Source organism: Dapis hubbardiae BLCC-M172, from assembly GCF_050016015.1.
In the GTDB taxonomy this organism is placed as follows: domain Bacteria; phylum Cyanobacteriota; class Cyanobacteriia; order Cyanobacteriales; family Microcoleaceae; genus Trichodesmium.
On the sequence record NZ_JBNHEQ010000199.1, the window covers coordinates 1 to 20,519 of the forward strand.

12 protein-coding genes are annotated in these 20,519 nt (G+C 35.9%); 6 read left to right on the forward strand and 6 right to left on the reverse strand.

Annotation, left to right across the window (positions count from 1 at the left end; genetic code table 11):
* Window positions 1–502 precede the first annotated feature (502 nt).
* The 4 genes from ACP6PK_RS18150 (at window position 503) to ACP6PK_RS18165 (ending at window position 3,234) form a co-directional block, all read left to right on the forward strand.
* The gene (locus ACP6PK_RS18150; RefSeq protein ID WP_426561435.1) at window positions 503–943 is read left to right on the forward strand and encodes a tetratricopeptide repeat protein; all 441 of its coding nucleotides are present in this window, start codon (window positions 503–505) and stop codon (window positions 941–943) included.
* A 34-nt stretch (window positions 944–977) separates the two neighbouring features.
* Entirely contained in the window at window positions 978–1,940 is a 963-nt protein-coding gene (locus ACP6PK_RS18155; protein WP_094671281.1) for a glutathione S-transferase family protein, read from the forward strand.
* Between the two features lie 689 nt (window positions 1,941–2,629).
* Window positions 2,630–2,902 carry an element excision factor XisH family protein gene (locus ACP6PK_RS18160; RefSeq protein WP_426561465.1) on the forward strand — a complete coding sequence of 91 codons (273 nt, stop codon included), beginning with the start codon at window positions 2,630–2,632 and terminating at the stop codon, window positions 2,900–2,902.
* On the forward strand, window positions 2,881–3,234 hold the full coding sequence (locus ACP6PK_RS18165; RefSeq protein ID WP_426561437.1) for a XisI protein: 354 nt from the start codon (window positions 2,881–2,883) through the stop codon (window positions 3,232–3,234). Before ACP6PK_RS18160 ends, ACP6PK_RS18165 begins: the two co-directional genes overlap by 22 nt.
* Window positions 3,235–3,557: 323 nt before the next feature.
* Here ACP6PK_RS18165 and ACP6PK_RS18170 read toward each other — a convergent pair whose 3' ends face one another.
* From ACP6PK_RS18170 to ACP6PK_RS18185, 4 genes are all read right to left on the reverse strand, one after another.
* Window positions 3,558–4,331: a hypothetical protein gene (locus ACP6PK_RS18170; RefSeq protein ID WP_426561439.1), complete on the reverse strand. Its 774-nt coding sequence runs from the start codon at window positions 4,329–4,331 to the stop codon at window positions 3,558–3,560.
* A 538-nt stretch (window positions 4,332–4,869) separates the two neighbouring features.
* Window positions 4,870–5,730, reverse strand: a complete 861-nt coding sequence (locus tag ACP6PK_RS18175; protein ID WP_426561441.1) for an amino acid ABC transporter substrate-binding protein — start codon at window positions 5,728–5,730, stop codon at window positions 4,870–4,872.
* A gap of 18 nt (window positions 5,731–5,748) precedes the next feature.
* On the reverse strand, window positions 5,749–7,521 hold the full coding sequence (locus tag ACP6PK_RS18180; RefSeq protein ID WP_426561443.1) for an iron uptake porin: 1,773 nt from the start codon (window positions 7,519–7,521) through the stop codon (window positions 5,749–5,751).
* Window positions 7,522–7,923: 402 nt separating this feature from the next.
* Window positions 7,924–9,696 (reverse strand): iron uptake porin, encoded by a 1,773-nt coding sequence (locus tag ACP6PK_RS18185; protein WP_426561445.1) that lies wholly within the window; start codon window positions 9,694–9,696, stop codon window positions 7,924–7,926.
* A gap of 396 nt (window positions 9,697–10,092) precedes the next feature.
* Here ACP6PK_RS18185 and ACP6PK_RS18190 point away from each other — a divergent pair, with 396 nt between their 5' ends.
* Entirely contained in the window at window positions 10,093–10,284 is a 192-nt protein-coding gene (locus ACP6PK_RS18190) for a DDE transposase family protein (protein ID WP_426561447.1), read from the forward strand.
* Window positions 10,285–10,458: 174 nt separating this feature from the next.
* On the opposite strand, the gene ctpC is transcribed toward ACP6PK_RS18190, so the two are convergent.
* On the reverse strand, window positions 10,459–11,748 hold the full coding sequence (gene ctpC, locus ACP6PK_RS18195) for a carboxyl-terminal processing protease CtpC (protein ID WP_426561449.1): 1,290 nt from the start codon (window positions 11,746–11,748) through the stop codon (window positions 10,459–10,461).
* Window positions 11,749–12,828: 1,080 nt separating this feature from the next.
* Window positions 12,829–14,049 (reverse strand): (E)-4-hydroxy-3-methylbut-2-enyl-diphosphate synthase, encoded by a 1,221-nt coding sequence (gene ispG / locus ACP6PK_RS18200; RefSeq protein WP_426561451.1) that lies wholly within the window; start codon window positions 14,047–14,049, stop codon window positions 12,829–12,831.
* A 2,043-nt stretch (window positions 14,050–16,092) separates the two neighbouring features.
* Here ispG and ACP6PK_RS18205 point away from each other — a divergent pair.
* Window positions 16,093–20,511 carry a PAS domain S-box protein gene (locus ACP6PK_RS18205; protein WP_426561453.1) on the forward strand — a complete coding sequence of 1,473 codons (4,419 nt, stop codon included), beginning with the start codon at window positions 16,093–16,095 and terminating at the stop codon, window positions 20,509–20,511.
* Window positions 20,512–20,519: the final 8 nt, after the last annotated feature.

The following is a 20,519-nucleotide window of genomic DNA, read 5'->3' on the forward strand; positions in this document are numbered from 1 at the left end:
GGGAGAGGTAATTATCAATTATCAATTATCAATTATCAATTATCAATTATTGAACCATACTTTTAATTCTATGAAATCTCTAAATTGCTTTTTCCTCTGTTAAAGGAAATAAAGCTGTTTAGCTAACGCACAACTTCGTTAACGCTGCGCGACATGTTTGCGGAGCATTCCGTTAGGAAAAAACGTAGTTCCTCCTCAGGAGGCTAGCTGTTAGCTGAACGCTGAATGCTTACTGTATAATTAATTTTTCACGACCACTTATCATCATTAAATTAGGTTTAAACCCTCGCCTTTAAAGAGAATAAAAAAATAAACTTGAGTATTTCAACCGTCCTAAGTCAGTACAATATACTGATAACTGATAACTGATAACTGAAATAACCTATTACCTAACATCCCAAATATGTATCTCACCAAGAGTGATAATTACTAGCTCAAGTTATTTATAATTAAACTTTAAAATGTTATGGTTTAATGTACTTAGAACTATATCATTATCTGTATGGAAATCGCAAATTTTTTGACTTGGCTAATTTTTTTTGGATTAATAACTAGCATTGGTATTGGTGCAATGATATATGCTTATCGTGGGCAAGGAAGTATTTCTGTCCTATTTACAGAACCCATATCAAAATCTGAATTAATACCACCAGAAGCAGCAGTAAATTTTCAACAAGGATGTGAAGCTTTTCAATTAGGAAATTATCAACAAGCTATCAATAATTTTACTGAAGCTATACAAAATAATTCTAATATTGCTGAAGCTTATCATAATCGAGGTTTAGCTTTTGCTAATCTACGTCAAGATGATGAAAGTGTAGCAAATTTATTGCAGGCAGGACAATTATATCTCCAAGAAGGAAACCAAGAAGCTATTGCTATTGTCAAAAAAAATCTAGAGTCATTAAAGGCAAGAAAAGAGTCTAAGAAAACTGACAGTTAATTGATATGATGTGATTATCTTTTAGGAGGTAAAAATGGGTTTAGGTATTTTAATTGATGGTAAGTGGATTTCTGAACGGGAACAAGAAGATTCTCAAGGTAGATTTATTCGGCCTCAAACCACTTTTCGGAATAAAATTACAGCAGATGGTTCTAGTGGTTTTAAGGCAGAAGCAGGACGTTATCATCTATACATTTCTTGGGCTTGTCCTTGGGCACATCGAACTGCTATTATCCGGAAATTAAAGGGTTTAGAAGATGCTATTGGTTTGTCAGTTGTAGGTGCTGTAATTGACCAAAATAGTTGGGAATTTACTGATGAATTAGGGTCGATTCCTGATACTATTAATAATAATAGTTATCTTTGGCAACTTTATCTTCAGGCAGATTCAAATTATAGTGGTAGGGTGACTGTACCTGTACTTTGGGATAAACAAACAGGTAAAATTGTTAATAATGAATCTCGTGAAATTATTCGGATGTTTGATACTCAGTTTAGTGGTATTGCTAAAAATGATGTAAATTTATGTCCTGAAGATTTATACGATCAGATTGAAGAAACTATTGATAAGATTTACCAACCTATTAATAATGGTGTTTATCGAGCAGGTTTTGCAGGTTCTCAGTTGGCTTATGATGAAGGAGTAAAAGATTTATTTGCAGCTTTAGATAGTTGGGAAAATGTATTGTCAAAACAACGTTATTTGTGTGGCGATCGCCTAACTGAAGCTGATATTTGTATGTTTACTACTTTGGTTCGTTTCGATCCGGTTTATTATGTTCATTTCAAGTGTAATTTACGTCATATTTGGGAATATCCAAATCTAGGGAATTATTTGAAGGATATTTATCAGTATCCAGGGGTAAAAGAAACTTGTAATTTTGACCATATTAAGCGCCATTATTACATGAGTCATCCTAAGGTTAATCCTACTAAAATTGTGCCAGTTGGTCCAGAGATAGATTTAGATTCTCCTCATAACCGCGCGTCGATGTAAGGTATAGCCCTACGCAAAAGGCAAAAGTCCAGTAGTCCAGTAGTAGTCCAGTAGTAGTCCAGTAGGTGCGTTACGTTCCTAACGCACCACTTAAAACTAACCCTAATCTAGTGGTGCGTTACGACGCAAGCTAATATTTTACAAACAAAATCTAGTTTTTTGTCAGGGTCTAACACACCCTACTGAACCGATACAGTCTAGTAGTGCCGCCTCAAGCTTAAAATAGTGTATTAACCTCAGTCTAGTAGGGTGCGTTACGTTCCTAACGCACCACTTAAAACTAACCCTAGTCAGTGGTGCGTTACGACGCAAGCTAATATTTTACAAACAAAACCTAGTTTTTTGTAAGCGTCTAACGCACCCTACTGAACTACTGAACCGATACAGTCTACTACTGAACTAATAATTTAATTAATAACTGATAACTGAAAATATGCCTGTTCATTAATTGATAATTGATAATTACCTCTCCCTAAAAGGGAGATGATTGACGAATAAGGAAAAGATTGATTTTTTTTCCCTTGAAAGGGGAGGCTTCAAGGCGTGAATGATCTAATTATTTAATTGTTTAATTATTAATTATTTCGGTAAAGATATTTTTCATAATGCTGTAAAACTAGGATTAGAAAAAGAGGCATTTAGATTTTGGTGGAGTAGAAATTTATATTTATTTAGGTGCAGAGAAACTCATTACGGCTGAAAGAGCAGGAGAAAAAATTGCTGTTGAAGTAAAAAGTTTTATTAGTAATTCAGCAATTTCTGAATTTCATAAAGCATTAGGGCAGTTTATTAATTATAAAACAGTATTAAGTCAAAAGGCACCAGAACGTGAATTATATTTAGCTGTTCCTAAGACAACTTATGAAGATTTTTTTAAACTAGAGTTAATTCAACTTGTCATTAAAAATCAAGATATTAAATTAATTATTTATCATCCAGAATGGGAGACAATTGGACGATAGATAAAGTAGATAAATATGGGGAAATAATTCAAAAAGTAATTCAAGAATATGCTGGCGATCGCTACATAAGAAAAGATGTGGATAGAGAGTTAATTTTTGATACTAAAAATCATCATTATCAAATTGTTAATGTAGGTTGGTCAGGCGATCGCCGTGTTTATGGATGTGTTCTACATTTTGATATTAAAGAAGAGAAAATATGGCTACAATATAATGGTACAGAAATTGATTTTGGTGAGGAGTTAGTCAAAGCAGGAGTGCCTCATCAGGATATTGTTATTGGTTTTCATTCTCCGTTTATGCGTCAGTTTACGGAATATGCTGTAGGTTAATCATGTTATTTGAAATTCTCTTTAGATCCCCCCGCTCCTTTTAAAAAGCAGGGGAAAGCCTTCAAAGTCCCCTTTGTAGGGGCGGGTTCCACATTACAATTAACAACTTTAAGCATCAGATCAAATAAACCCGCCCCAAAATCTAGCGCACACCCATTAGATTTCTCAGTCTACTACTGAACTGACACAGAAAATCGAATGTATATTATATCCTTGGTGTGGGGGCGGGTTGATCGAATTTTAGTTGAAAACTCATTAATTTAACGGGGAAACCCGCCCCTACATATTGGCAGATTTTATCTGTGTACCCCACACCTAAATTATCAACCTTTCCTCAAACGATAAGCAAAAGTACCAAATACGAATAAACCTATTGCAGAAGTAGGTTCGGGAACTGAACTATTAGGTTCAGGTTCAGAACCTTCTACTGTCAGTGGAGAAAAATTATCAAATGCAAGTCCCACACCAGTCGCATTTCCCCTATAGACTAGACGAATAGCATGAATATCTTTTTCTGGGCGGTCAAAAGACCAAAGCCAAGGAGAAGATTCTAAGGCATCATTACCAACAGGACTGATAATAGAATCAATCACAGATAAATCAGATCCCAGTGCTTGAACTTCCCATTGTTCAAATCCTCTTGCTGGCTCCCCATCAATATCCCAAATTTCGGCCGATGCAGCTTTTGTTGGAGAAGTATAAGAAATTAGAAGAGATTCACCATTAGCTAGTGAGCTAACTCCCCGAAGGAAAAAACTACCTAACCTCTCTTCAAAACCAGGAGCAGCCATATCAAATCCTCCTCCTATTGTTGATAAAAAACCTGATACAGCATCTGAAGAGCCAACCGCCTCTAAATTGGCGAAAAGTCCACCATCGGGTAAACCATCGAGGTTACGATCAATGCCAAAAGTTACACCCAAGGATGAAAACTGATTTGTAATTGGCATATTATCTACAGTTAAACTTCCATCAGGAAATCGACCATCCACAGGTTCAAAGTTAATCAGAGATGCTGCATTAACTGAATGATTGGGTAATACACACACAGAGGTTGCTACCAGAATACCCGTCAATATTTGTTTGATTGTGGTCATAATTATTCGGTCAAAAATACAAAGTTAATTATAGAGGAGTTTTCTTTTTTCTCTCTATATTAATTAATTTCTTTATAGAATCCCTGAGTGTATCTTTGTAAAGGAGTCAGTCCTCAGGAGAAAAGAGAATTTATCAAGATTTACACGCTAATATGAAGATGAAAGTTTTGTTATACCGAACCCGAGTGGATTTGATATAAGTACATAATAAAAATATATCCGATAATAACAATTAAAATCAATTACTCTACAGAAATCATCAATTATCCCCCTCCCAAGATAGGTTAGGAGTTGGTTCCCTACTCCCTCTTTATCTGTAGATGTCTAATAGATCTCAAATGGCTTCTATATCAGGTTTGAACTTCTATGCACCTAATAGACAAAATTTCTGTAGATAAATCTCAAATGGTGCGTTATGACGGATTCCTAAATAACTTTCATAGTTTAAATTGTGGCCGTCTAACGCACCCTACTCAATCTCCTGACTTCTAACCCACCCTCAACCTAATAACTGATAACTGATAACTGAAATAACTCCCTATTCTTGAATACAAGCATCATAAATTCTTTGACTATTCTCACTTAGATCGCCCAACCATTTTTTTCTGACTCTTTGAGCTTTTTTATCATTAGCAAGAAAGTCATTAACATACCTTTTCCAACTAGAATTTTCTTCCCCTCCAGGAAGTATAAAGCCATAACGCGCACAAAATGGCCGCCCATTTTGCTGCGGAGTGATTAAATTATAATCTGCCCCTAACTCAGAGTTCAATATAAATAATGAACCTAACAAAAGAGTTCCATCACTAGCAAATCCATTAATTTCACCATCCAATAAAGCTTTTACTCCTTGTTCTCTACTTAAATATTTATTATCAACTTGTTCTTCAGGATAACTCTTCTTGATATCACTTTCATTAGTTGTATTCTTAGCTACACCAACTATCCCATTACCCGCTTTAAAATATTCTTCTTGGGTTGCTTTTTTGACTAAGATTTGTGTTGCTGTAATAAAAAAAGGTGAAGAAAAACTAACACCATACTTAGCTTCACGTTCAGCACTAATAGTATTAGGACCACACTCCAAATCTACCTGACCACTTGTTACCATATCCCAACGACTTTGGGTAGTTGATGTAACTAATCTTACCCTAATTGGGTCGAGTTGATTAGCACTGAGACGATCAGCTAAAGCATAGGCAATATCTACACAATACCCCGTCCATTTTCCGTCATCACCTCTATAGCCAAACCAAGGAGAATCTCCTCTAACTCCTACATAGATCAACTCTCTTCTAATGATGGTTTCTTCTGTTTGTGCTTGACTAATTTTTTGTGGAAAAATAGTCCCTAAGAATGCTAGGGATGAAGCAATCAAAATTTTTAGTTTGTTATTCATTTTTCCTCCTTTGAATAATTAGAATCTCCAAGTAGCTCGAGTTACAAATACTGTAATTGGGTCATTTCGATCATCATGCTCTGGTTGTGTTTCAATAAAGAAACCAGACGTTAAATCTATATTATTTGAAATTCTATAATTGTAGAAAATTTGAAATTGTATAGAAGTATCTGGATCGTCTTCTCCACCATCAATATCTGTTACTTTCGGTTGTTGCCCAACTGAAAGACCTAACATTCCATTTTCAAATACTAAGTCATCTATAGCTACTGTTACTGCCCAATGCCAAATATCTGCTTCATCTCCTTCGCGATCGCCTGCTTCAGCTTCAGCATTACTATAACCAACCCAACCAGAAATAGTAAATGGTGCCCAACGATAGCTAGTTTGAAATCCAAAATGGTCTGCTGAAGTTGCTACTCTGCCAAAAGGTCGTTGAGCATTTCTACTACCTGTAAAGCCTGATACATTAACTAAATCTGCTGTATAATATGATCTTACATAAGCAAAAGAAAAATCAAAATCTACTGTAGGTGAGACTGTTAACTGAGCATAAGCACTATTTGTACCGTTAAAAATTCCACCACCTTCTCTGGGGTCGTTTACTCTTCCTGTACCACCACCAGGACCACCTCCAAGATAAGCTAAATCTAACCTAAAATTCTGGTTAATTTGATAACTATAACCCAAACCAGCACCCCCTACTTGGATGTAGATGGTGGGGTTGTAAGCAGGATACAAGGCAAGACTTCCTGTATTACCACTAATTAGTCTAGGATTAAGTGCAGGAGCCATTAAGTCAAAGTCAAGTCCAGCAGCTCCAATATAAAGACTCATTTTAGTGTTGAGAGGAAAAATATAGTATACTTCTGTTAGTCGCGCTATATTGTCCGGTGGAGAGCCTGCGTTTAAGAAAGTATGAGCTGATTCTGTATTTAATCCTGGTAAATCTCCGACGCTTAACCTAGTTCTTAGGAAGTCTAGACCTGTAAAACTGGTATCGAAGTTTAATGTTACGGCATGACCAAAAGCCATCTGAACATCATCAGCACTCACAGTAGCTCCGTCTTCACCATCATTACCAAAAGCATCATATAAGGCCATAGTGACTTGCCCTTTTAGCAAAGTTGTGGTAGAAAACTGATTAGCTTCTAGAATATCTGTCCGAGTTTCCAGAGCATTTAGGCGAGACTTAAGGTCAGCTATTTCGATGGCAAAATCTTCTTGTAATCTTTGGCTTTTGGCTAAGTCTTCTTGGGAAATATAACCTTCACCGAATTCTTGAATCAGACTTTGAATAACTTGTAAACATTCGTTAAGATTTGCTGCAAATTCGTAACGACTGATAGCTCTATTGCCACTAAATGTAGCATTTGGGGAGGCCAGTAAACAACCGTAACGTTCTGCTAATCCTTGGAGGGCACTGTAGGCCCAATCTGTAGGTAGGACATCACTAAGTTGATTGACAGAGTTAATTCGTTCTAAGGAGGGAGATATTTCTGAAGGTTGGTTGAGTTGATTGTATTGTTCTATTTGTCCTAAAGTATCCTTAGTTTCCTCTGTGATTGTAGTTGTGGTTTCCTGATTTGAGTTAGCAAGAAGTGGTTGAGATTTTGGCGGAGGTGGGTTGAGTGGGTTATACTCTTCTATTTTTTCTAAAATCTGGGCAGTTTGCTTAATACCTTTATTTGATACTTGCTTCTGAGCTTTACTGCTGGGAGCAATAGATAAAACAAATCCCATTCCTAGAATTAAGGGAAAAATTACAACATCATAAACTTTACGTCCCATATTTTTAATTTGATAATTTTATTAATGCTAAGAAAAGCATTATGATTTTAATACGCAAATGACACTATTAAAACTTTATTAAAACTTTTATTCTCATGTTCTATTGAATAGGAATGTAAAAATTCATGCTATTCAAATTCTTTCTTTCTTCTGACTTCTAATATCAAATCCGTTTGATTGGACATAAAAAAATTATCCAATTTTCATAACTACTAAATCTTTGTAATTCTCTCTCCTCCTGACTCCTGTACGGGCGATTCGCGTAATTAGGATCATTGCGGTACGGAAATCGCCCCTACTGACTCCTGAAGACTTAACCAATCTATAACTGTTTAACAGGATTTGATATGACTCCTGACTCCTGAGTCCTCACTGACTTGTTTACTTTTGCCAGTTTCAGTATTAGAATCTCCAGGTAGTTCTAGTAATAAATACCCATATAGAGTCATTTTGATCGTCATGTTCTGGTTTAGTCTCGACAAAAAAACCAGAAGTTATATTGATATTATTTATAATCTGATAATCGTAGAAAAGTTGCAATTGTATAGATGTGTCTGGGTCATCTTCTCCACCATCAATATGTGTTACTTTTGGTTGTTGACCAACAGAAAAACCTAACATTCCATTTTCAAAGAATAAGTCATCTACTGCTAATGTCAATGCCCAATGCCAAATATCTGCTTCATCTCCTTGGCGATCGCCTGTTTCTGCTTCAGCATTGCTATAACCAACCCAACCAGCAATAGTAAATGCTGCCCATCGATAGCTACTTTGGAATCCAAAATGGTCTGCTGAAGTTGCTACTTTGCCAAAAGGTTGTTGAGCATTTCTACTACCTGTAAAACCAGCTACATTAACTAAATCCGCCGTATAATATGCTCTTACATAAGCAAAAGAAACATCAAAATTTCGGTTGAGTGAAGCAGTAAACTGAGCATAACCACTGTAAGTACCATTAAAAATTCCACCACCCTCTCTCGGATAGTTCACTCTACCGGTACCACCGCCCGGAGCGCCTCCAAGATAGGCTAAATCTAATCTTAAGTTATCATTAATTTGATAACTATAACCTAAACCAGCCCCCCCTACTTGAATATATATGGTAGGGTTGTAAGCTGGAAATAGAGCAAGAGAACCTTTTGTACCACTTACCAGTTTAGGATTAAGGGCAGGAGCCATCAAATCAAAGTCAAGTCCAGCAGCTCCAAGATAAAGACTCATTTTATCGTTGAGGGGAAAAATATAATAGACTTCGGTTAATCTTGCCAGATCATTGGTGTCAAAACCGAAGTTAAATAAGGTTGTATTTGTTTGTGTTCCTCCACTAACCCCCGGCAACCTTCCTGCTCTGAGTCTAGTTCTGAGGAAGTCTTGTCCTGTGAAGCTAGTATCAAAGTTTAATGTTACGGCATGGCCAAAAGATGTCTGAATGTTTTGAGTAGTTACAGTTGCTCCTTCTTCATCTTCACTACTGAAAACATCATATAGAGCGAAAATTACTTCTCCTTTGAGCAAAGTTGTGGTAGAAAATTGATTAGCTTCGAGAATATCTGTCCTTGTTTCTAGAGCATTCAAGCGGGATTTAATATCGGCTATTTCTATGGCAAAATCTTCTTGTAATCTTTGGCTTTTTGCTAAGTCTGATTGAGAAATATAACCTTCATCAAATTCTTCAATCAGACTTTGAATTACTTGTAAACATTCGTTGAGATTTGCTGCAAATTCGTAACGACTGATGGCTCTATTACCACTAAATGTATAATTTGGGGAGGCTAATAGACAACCGTAACGTTCTGCTAATCCTTGGAGGGCACTGTAGGCCCAATCTGTGGGTAGGACATCACTAAGTTGATTGACAGAGTTAACTCTTTCTAAGAAGGGAGATATTTCAGAAGGTTGGTTGAGTTGGTTATATTGTTCTATTTGTCCTAAAGTATCTTTAGTTTTTTCCTTGACTGTGGTTGTGGTTTCCTGGTTGGAGTTGGCAAGTGGTTGAGATTTTACCGGAGGTGGGTTGAGTGGGTTGTACTCTTCTATTTTTTCTAAAATCTGGGCAGTTTGGTCAATATCTTGACTTGATACTGGTTTTTCGGCTTTACTACTAGGAGCAATAGATAAAACAAATCCTATTCCTAGAACTAAGGGAAAAATTACAACATAATGTTTATATCCCATTTTTTAAACTTGATAATTTTATTGGCGGTAAAAAAGCATTATGATTTTAATACGCAAAGTTCATTAATTGATAATCAAAACTGTTTCTAATTATTAATTATTAATTGTTGAAGAGAGGTTTTAAACCGAATTGATTAATTATCAATTATCCATTGGTAAAGCGTTTTGAATATTAACAGAACTTACGCATAAATACTATATATAGATTCAAAAAACTATAACGTTATAGTTTTGAACACTATATACATGATATTTGCGTAATTCCTAATTATAGAGGTTTTCATTCATGTTGACTTGCATTACTTCTTCCTTCTTCCTTCTTCCTTCTTACTTCTTCCTTCTTCCTTTAAACCCAAATCTCTGTACTCTATATTAATAAAAACTGCTATAAGTTTTATGAGCGACTCATCACCGAAATTCTATATAATCAAGAAACTAGAGGAAACCTGTGAAATTTTAGCTGCTGAAGAAGTGGAAGAAAAAAAAGACCCCAATATTTTAGAAACATGGGGTCCATTTAATTCTGTTGAGGAAGCGATCGCTCGTCGTGTAGGATTAATTAGAAGTGGGAAGTGTAAACCACATTAACGAAGTTAGAATTCAGAATTTAGAATTTAGAATGCAGGAGTTAAATTCTTAGTTTATTTTTAGGTCTAAAAAGCTCAAAAAGTGAGCATTTTCAAACAAGGGCAAAAAAATTACTCCCCTACTCCCCTACTCCCCTACTCCCCTACTCCCCTACTCCCCTACTCCCTAACTTCTCTAATTACCAAATTGAGCTTTCTTATTTTGCACAGCAGCAATTTCTTGAGTCAAGATATCTAATGCTTTTGCATATTGAGGATCGTCAATAGTACCAATTTGGTCACGATTTTTCCGCAAAGCCTCTTTTTGTGTATCTGTCAGAGAGATTTCCACATCTGGTACAATTCCCTCATGGTTAATATCACGGCCACTAGGGGTAAAGTATTTAGCGATCGTTACTGCTAACCCTGCACCTTTGCCAACACCACGCACTGACTGTACTAACCCTTTACCAAAAGTCTTAGTACCGACTAATGTCGCTCGGTTATTATCTTGCAGCGCACCGGAAAGAATTTCACTTGCACTAGCAGAACCTCCATCTACCATAATCACCAAAGGCTTATCTGTCAAAGACCTATTATTAGCTTTCTGGCGATCCGTAACACCATTGCGGTTTACCGTAGAAACAATATCTCCACGATCTAGCCACATTCTGGCAATTTCAATACTAGCATATAGTAATCCACCAGGATTAGAACGTAAATCTAGAATATAACCAGATACATTCTGAGTTTCCAAATCATCTATTGCCTCTCGCATCTCACCAGCAGCATTCGCACTAAATTGGTTTAAGCGGATATAACCGACTGTACCTAAAGAACTTTCTTTCTGAGAATACTTAACAGGATGAATTTCAATTTTTGCCCGAATAATTGGGAATTCTATTTCCTGATTTTCTCGTTTAATAGTTAAAGTCACTTGACTACCAATTGGACCACGAATCAGACTTACTGCCTGATTAATATCCATTCCCTTAGTGCTTTGACCATCAATTTTGGTAATAATATCTTTAGCTTGAATACCTGCATCAAAAGCTGGAGTATCTTCTATTGGTGAAATAACTACCAATTTTTTTGTATCCTGGTCTTGGGTTAGCTGAATACCTACACCTGTTAGTTCCCCAGAAGTGTCTATTTGCATATTTTGAAATTCTTTGGGGTCCATGAAACGGGTGTAAGGATCGCCTAGCTTTTCGAGCATTTCCCGAATTGCATCATAAGCTTGTTCGTCACTGGTATAAGTTTGATCGAGATACTCAGTGCGAGTCGCTCTCCAGTCTACTTGATTGAAAGTACCATCTACATAAGTTTTATCAATAATCTGCCAAACTTGGTCGATTAATTCTTTAGGATTATTATTATTTAATGATGCTTGAGAAGAAAGATGAATACCAGCGCCGATAACTGTGACGCCTGTTAACATTAATGCTGTTGCACCAAGGATAAGACCACGTTTTGCTATAACCATTTTGTTTTTTGAATGAATTTAAACAATTAAAGAATAATTACTACATCATAGCTACACTCAATTTAGCATATATAAATGTTGCCCAGAGTTAGCCTGTTTGGTAAGTTGAAAGTCAAACTTATCTACTAATAATCTTATTGATAAGTATAGGGGATATAAATTTGGGCGTTGCATAAATGCTGGATGATTTTAATAGTTTTGTAACATAGGCATCTTGCCTGTTCCCGATCTTTTCAGTCCTACATAATACCTATCCTACTGATATTTATCGCTTGATTCAGCAATACTGAAATTTGAGAATTTATTTTTTTATCTCCTAATTAATTATAAGAACTTAGTTATTCTCAACTTTTTTTTAGGGATATAAAATTATTATTTGTTTGTAAACTGATTTAATATTTTTTTTAACTATCTATTTGTATTTAAACTAACCTGATTCTGTAAGAATCAAGATAGTATTGGAGTTACTACAACTATCAATTATAGCTCTACGCATTCAGGTTAGGACATTTCTAAATCCTAAAACCCTTTGACAATTTACTATTCCCTATTCCCTATTCCCTATTCCCTAGCGCGTAGCGCTATACAAATGGATAATTAATCAATTCGGTTTATAGTCTCTCCTATATTAAAGAGGTAATTATCTATATTATTATTCATTATCCATTAATGAAAAGCGTTTCTCAGACTCAATCAAACTAATAAATTGTCATATTATCTGTATCCAAGTTAACTGATTTAGATTCCGGATAACTGATAAATTTAAAAGTTTGGATTGATATGTTAGATAATTAATTGAGGAGTGTATTCATTATATTGATAATGAATCTATGGATAATTACCTCAATAGAAAACCGTAACGGAATTGAATATAAGGAAATCTGATTAATTGATAATGAACAATGAATAATGGAGAGTGGATTACGGGAAGTCTCTTCTTATATAAATTATCCATTGAAAAGGAGAAGCTTTAAACCTTTACGGATTAATGATCAATTATCAATTATCAATTATCAATTATCAATTATCCATTATCCATTGGTAAAAATACAGTCTTACCACAAACACTTCAATTATAGACTAGGGGTCAACCCAACGCCCATCAGCTTTAATTAAATTAATCAATTCTTCAACTCCCTGAGATTCGGGGACTTTCTTAATTTCTTCCCGCCCACGATATAACGAGATATAACCAGCTTGCTTGCCTACATAACCATAATCTGCATCTGCCATTTCTCCTGGACCATTAACAATACAACCCATGACAGCAATATCTAATCCGGTTAGGTGTTTTGTTGCTTCTCGCACTTGATGCAGAACATCCTCAAGATTAAACAAGGTGCGACCACAGGAGGGGCAAGCTACATATTCTACCATTGTTTTCCGTAGACCTAAAGCCTGGAGAATACTGTAACAAACTGGAATCTCTTTTTCGGGTGCTTCAGTTAAAGATACACGAATTGTATCTCCTATTCCTTCTGCTAAAAGTGTGCCAATACCAGCAGTAGACTTAATTCGACCATACTCTCCATCCCCTGCTTCCGTCACACCTAAATGTAAGGGATAGGCCATAGCTAGTTCATCCATCCGCTTCACCATCAACCGATAAGCAGCAAGCATTACTGGCACCCGTGAGGCTTTTAGAGAAATTACTATATTGTAGTAGTCTAAAGATTCACAAATTTTAATAAATTCTAGGGCAGACTCTACCATACCTTCTGGGGTATCCCCATAAGTAAATAGCATCCTTTCAGCTAGGGAACCATGATTAACTCCTATACGCATAGCTTTGTCTTGGTCTCTGAGAGAGATTACCAGAGGTTCTAGGGTTTGGCGAATTTTATCACCTATTTCTGCAAATTCTGCTTGGGTATATTCGTTTCTAGCAGTTTGTGGCTTTTCAAATACATATAAACCAGGATTAATTCGCACTTTATCAACGTGCTTGGCCACTTCTAGGGCGATTTTCATGCCGTTATGATGAACGTCGGCAACCAGTGGGACAGGTTTGTAAGTTTCTGCTAATTTTTGTTTGATTTCTGCCAGAGATTTAGCATGGGCCATACTGGGAACAGTAACACGAACAATTTCGCAACCTATTTCATGTAAACGCCGAATAGCAGCTACGGAGCCATCAATATCAAGGGTATCTTCGTTGATCATTGACTGGACTACAACTGGATGGCCACCACCGATGGTTATATCACCTACTTTGACAGGGCGAGTGTTTCGCCGATGGATAGTGGTGTCAAAGGCGGGTTGGTTTATAGGGGTTGTGGTTGGGTTTTCTAGGGTTTGCATAATATATCGTTATTTTTCTGTAGCGAACGGCTCAGTAGTATATTGTTTTCTATATTTTAGGTTGCCATATAATGGTCACTTATACTTTTCGCAAAAGTCAAAAATTACAAGTCAAAAGTTATTTTTGCTTATATTGGTTGAAAACTTTAACTAACAATAATTTCTAGCAATTACTTCCAAAGTAGAAGTTATCTATCAGATGATTTTTGGATTTTTAATTTTGAATGTGTTTCCTCAATTTGGATAAGGTAGCGATAATTAATAATGGATAATGGATAATTACCTCAAAAAAACCGTAACGGAATTGAATATAAGGATATAGCGATTCCTATATGAATTTAAAAATTCATGCTAAATAATCCAAATATAGCAAGCCTATTTTATTTGTGTATAAAAACCTTGCCGCTTTTAGGGAAAAATTAACTAGGAACAGGGAATAGGCAGAAGTTTCAAGTTTTTTATCTACTTTTTGATTTGTCATGACCTATTAGGATTACTATATTTATTCTGACTCTTGACTCCTGACTCTAAGAGGATACAATAACTAATTATCCAGATTCTATATAAGTCTTATATTTAATACTAATAATTAAAGTTGTAGAGGAATTTTTCTCTAAAGTACCGAAAGGAGAAAGTTGAGGATGAGATTAACAAATGTGATAACTTGAAACTTGACTTTTTCTTACAAGCAACCTCAGACTTACTAGACTTTTCAGTAAAAAAGATATAATTGATTATAGAACTGTAGGCAAGCTTAGAAAAATACTCTATTTTCTTCTCAATTAATTAATTCGGGAAAGATTTTGCTTTCTCCTCACAATTAGATTTATTTAAGTTGGTAATCGTAAAGAAGTTATTATAGGTACTAGGGAATAGGTAATAGTTCATTAATTGATAATTGATAATTGATAATTACCTCTCCCTAAAAGGGAGAGGATTGACGAATAAAGAAAAGATTTATTTCTCTTGATCGATTAGATATGGCGAGGAAACCTCGCCATATCTCGACCGCTTTTTTCCCCTTGAAAAGGGAGGCTTTAAGGCATGAATTATCTAATTATTTAATTGTTTAATTATTAATTATTTCGGTAATAGATAATATGCTTACTCCCTAAATATTTCTGATATCCTTACTATTTTAGGGTAAGCATTTCCTACGGAATACTGCGCAAACAGCCGTCAGCTCGCCTCTTCCCTACTGGGTCAGAGCTGCGCTTTTTCGTATAGGGAATGCTCCGCTTTCCATGTCGCTCCGCGTTTTGCTGGCGCACAACTTTCGTATAGGGAATGCTCCTAATTACGCACTTCGGCTGTCGCCGACATATAAAGCGGAGCTTTGCGCCAGCAAAACAGAGGAGCTTTCCTTTCCTGCGGAATGCTACGCAAACGCTAACAGCTCTCAGTGTTCCTCGTTTATTTCATTTATAGGAGGAATTAGAATTGAGATTGAGCGAGAATTAAAAGTCTAGGTAAAAGCGGACATCATCAGCTAACTTTAGCTATTATGGTTGATTTTCATTGCTGTTAACGTTTCGCTTTCCTACGGAATGCTAACGCAAACGCGACATGAAAAGCGTTAGCGCAGCTCCTCTGCAAGAGGCAGCTCCTCTGTTAGCGAAGCTCCTCCGGAGGAGGCAAGAGGCAGTTACGACCCAGGAGGCTAGCTGACCGCTAATAGCTGTTAGCTCCGCATTCCGCAGGAAATGCTTACATTTTAGGACTACCATAAATTTCTTGTAATTATGATATAATTAAAGATAGAGAATAAAGTAATTTATTCTGTAGTAATACTGAACTAAAGTTTAATCTACTATTTACTCTATAAAAGATTGAAGACAAAGGCTAAATTGTGATTTTTTAATTATAAATATATTTAAAGAGAGTAATGATTAAGCATAATTGATGAGGAAAGATATTTAGCATTAAAAGCATTTTATCTTGCTTTGATATTTTTGAGATATCCAAAATTAAATCAACCCTCAAAATAAAAATATTTTAATAAGTTTGATTGGGAAAAATTAAAATAATTAAATAGGCAAAATTATGGATAATCAAGTTAATATCTCAAAAAAACAAGATACTGTAAAAGCACTTCAACCAAAAGTGCAACAATTACAGGAGGGAAAAATCATGCAGGGATCTACAAAAAAATTTGAATCTTTTATAGAGAAAAAGGAACATTTATGCAAATTTTTAGCGTTACAAATTAGTCAATCTCAGAATTTAGAGGAAATATTTAATAATACGGTTACAGAGCTACGTCAGTTACTCAAAAATGAGCGGGTTATTATTTATAATTTCAAGTCTGATGTTGGTGGAAAAGTTGTCGCTGAGTCAGTAATTGAACCCCTGTTGTCTATTTTAGGAACAACAGTTTTAGATCCATATTTTGAGGAAAACTTGGTTGCAGATTATCAACAAGGTAGAATCCAAAGTTTTGGAGATTTAGAAACTGCTGGATTAACTCCTTGTCATTCGGAAATTCTGGCAAATTTACAAGTTAAAGCTAATTTAGTTGTACCGATATTGTTAGAAAATAATCAATTTCTGGAAACTGGCAAAAAACAGAATTATTTTTCACCCTATTTATGGGGATTATTGGTTGCTCAAAATTGTTCGTCTCATAGAAATTGGCAGCCTGATGAAATTGAACTATTGAAACAGTTATCAACTTATTTATCTCTGGCAATTAGGCAAAATTTATTTGAAAAAAAATTAGCAGCAGAACAGTCAGAAAAAAGACGGTTAGAGATAGAATTAAAGGCAGTTAAAAAAAAGTTAGAAGTCAAACAAAGTAATCATACTTCCAAGTCAGCAATAGTTGAAAATTGCTTCCTGAATCACGACGAAAAACAATTACATTTTCTCATAGATGGTGTTAGAGATTACGGCATTTTTATGCTAAATAGTAAAGGCGATATTATTAGTTGGAATCCAGGGGCAGAAAAAATTACTGGATATACAGAAACAGATATTCTTGGTAAGAATTTTTCTCAATTTTTCTGTGAGGCAGATATTAAACAAGGTAAACTTCAGCAGGTATTAGAAAGAGCAATTCAAACTGGGCGATATGAAGGGAAAGAATTAATTGTTAGACAAGATGGGAGAAAAATTTGTTGTTCTACTATTATTACAGCTCTTGACGATCAATTCCCAAAAACTTATGGCTTTACTGTAGTGATGCGTGATATTACTGCCAAGCAAGAACAAGAAATTAGATTAAAATTATTAGAAAAAGCTATTTTTTCCAGTAGCAATGGCATTATTATTACAGATGCTACACAGCCTAATAATCCAATTATTTATGTTAATCCAAGTTTTGAGAAAATTACAGGCTATGAAGCAGAAGAAGTAATCGGGCGAAATCCTGGTTTTCTGCCTAATGAAACAACTCAAAAATCTGCTTTAGAATGTTTACAAACAGGAACCTATTGTGATATTACCCAGAAAAATTATCGCAAAGATCATACTGTTTTTTGGCATGAACTAACAATTGATCCAATTAAGGATGAGCAGGGAAAATTAACCCATTATGTGGGAGTGCAAAAAGATATTACAGAAAAAGTAGAAGCAGAAAATGAACGGGATAGGTTTTTCTCTCTTTCTATGGATATGCTCTGTATTGCTAATTTTGAGGGTTACTTTGTTAAATTAAATCCTGGTTGGGAAAAAACTCTAGGTTATACTCAAGAAGAATTATTATCTCAACCTTTCTTGAATTTTGTTCACCCAGAAGATCGCGAATCTACACAAGCAGAATTAGAGCAAGTTTTCCAAGGTAGTAGTGCAATTAATTTTGAAAATCGCTATCGGTGCAAGGATGGGAGCTATCGTTGGTTAATGTGGAATTCTACACCATTGACTGAACTAGGCAAAATTTATGCTGTTGCTCGTGATATAACTGAACGCAAAGAAGTTGAACAAGCACTGAAAACAAGTCAAGAAAGATTCCGTACTGTTGCTGATTTTACTTATGATTGGGAATACTGGCTAAACCCTGAACGTAAATTGATTTACGTTTCCCCATCCTGTGAACGCATTACCGGATACACTCCAGAGGAATTTCTAGAAAATCCTAATTTGTTCAAAACCATAGTTCACCCTAAAGACTGGGAAATGGTGCAACAATATTTTGCAGACAGTTTTGAGACAAACCCAACATATTCAATGGATTTTCGGATCATTACTCGTGGGGGTGAAACCAAATGGATCGGTCATCGTTGTCAGACTGTTTACAGTCAAGATCAGCGTTGGTTAGGTAGACGAGTGAGTAACCGAGACATTACTGACTACAAACAAATGGAAATTTCTTTGCGAGACAGTGAAGAGCGCTTCCGCAGTATTTTTTCTCAAGCAGAGGTAGGTATTATTCAAGCAACTGCAACAGGAGAGTTGCTGCTATTTAACGAAAAATTTGTCGAGTTAGTTAAATATTCACAGGAGGAATTACTGCATAAAAAACTTGCAGATATTATCCATCGAGAAGATTTTCCTACCTATACAGAACAAGTGAAACAACTTTGGGCAGGTAAAATTGAAGCTTTCTCACTTGATCAACGTTATATCTGTAAAGATGGTCTCACAGTATGGATTAATATTAGTGTCTCCATAATTCGGAATGTTGCAGGTAAAGCAAAATGTTATATGGGAATGATTCAAGATATTAATGAGCGCAAGCAAACTGAACAAAGACTCCAAGAAAATCAGTATCTGTTCAACCATGCAGAAAGACTTGCTCATCTTGGCAGTTGGCAATATGACCTCCTCACAGAAAAAGTTACTGGTTCAGATGAACTTTTTCGCATCTTTAGTCTACCACCTGAGTCAGGATTTACTTATCAGGAAATGTTACAATGGTATTATCCCGAAGATGCTAAATATCAAGAAAAACTTCTACGACAAGCCATTCAAGAAGGCAAACCCTACAGTCTGGAAGCACAAATCATCTCCAGAAATGGCAAGACACGAGATATTTTTGCCCTTGGGCAACCAGTATTAAATGAACAAGGTGAAGTTATTAAGTTATTTGGTACAGTTCAAGATATCACAAATCGCAAACGAGCTGAATTAGCTTTGCGAGAGAGTGAGGAAAGATTTAGATTGATGGCAGATGGCGCTCCTGTACTGATTTGGGTTTCGGGAATTGATGGCAAGTACAATTACTTTAACCAGGTATGGTTAAAATTTACCGGGCGTACTCTTGAAGAAGAATTAGGTGATGGTTGGTTAAAGGGGGTGCATCCAGAAGATTTAGATTACTGTTTAAAGACTTATATGAATGCTTTTTATAGTCGCGAAAACTTTCGGAGAGAATATCGTTTGTGTCGATCTGATGGGGAATATCGATGGGTATTGGATCGGGCTGTACCTCGGTTTACTGCCAATGGTGAATTTACAGGTTATATTGGTTGTTGTCTTGATATTACTGAGAGCAAGCAAAATCAAGAACAGTTACAGTTATGGGTGAATGAACTGGAATTGCGCCATCAAGAGATGGTGATGTTGGGGAAAATGAATGAATTTTTACAGGTTTGTACTTCTGTAGAGGAAGCAGAAAAAATGTTGGGAGATTTACTTAAACCTCTATTTCCTAATTGTTGTGGGAGTATCTTTAGGATGATAACTGAAGAAAATTTACTGGTAATGGTAGCAAGTTGGGGTAAATGTGTTAGTAATGTACCAATTTTTGAACCATCCCAATGCTGGGCGTTACGGCGAGGGAGTATTCATTTGGTGGAAGCAGATAGCTCCAGTTTATTATGTCAACATATCAATGCTACTATTCCTCCAGCTAAATCTTTATGTATTCCTATGATGGTAAATGGAGATACTGTGGGGTTAATACAGTTAAGTGCTATGAAACCAGAACCTTTGAGTGAAGCAAAGCAACAATTAGGTTGCACTGTAGCACAGCATTTAGCATTGGCATTAGCTAATTTAGAATTACGAGAAACTCTGAAAAATCAAAGTATTCGTGATGGTCTGACAGGTTTGTATAACCGTCGGTATTTGGAAGAGTTTCTGGAGCAAGAAATTCACCGGGCAAAAAGAAATGAAAATTCGGTGGGAGTTATTATGATTGATATTGACCACTTCAAACGATTTAATGATAATTTTGGCCATGATGCCGGAGATTTGGTACTTCAGGAAGTAGGAAAAACTCTAATGAATGCTGTGCGGAAGTCTGATGTTGCCTGTCGTTATGGTGGGGAAGAGTTAACGTTGATTTTGCCTGGTGCATCTATAGAGGAAACTCAAAAACGAGCTGAAGAAATTCGTTTGGCAATTAAACAGTTACGTTTGCGTCATCGGGAGACTACTTTAGATTTTATTACTGCTTCTTTTGGGGTAGCTTGTTATCCTCAACATGGGAGAACATCTGACAAAGTAATTCAAACTGCGGATGCTGCACTTTATCGTGCTAAGGAGCAAGGTCGCGATCGGACTGTTGTTTCGGGATAGCATTTGGG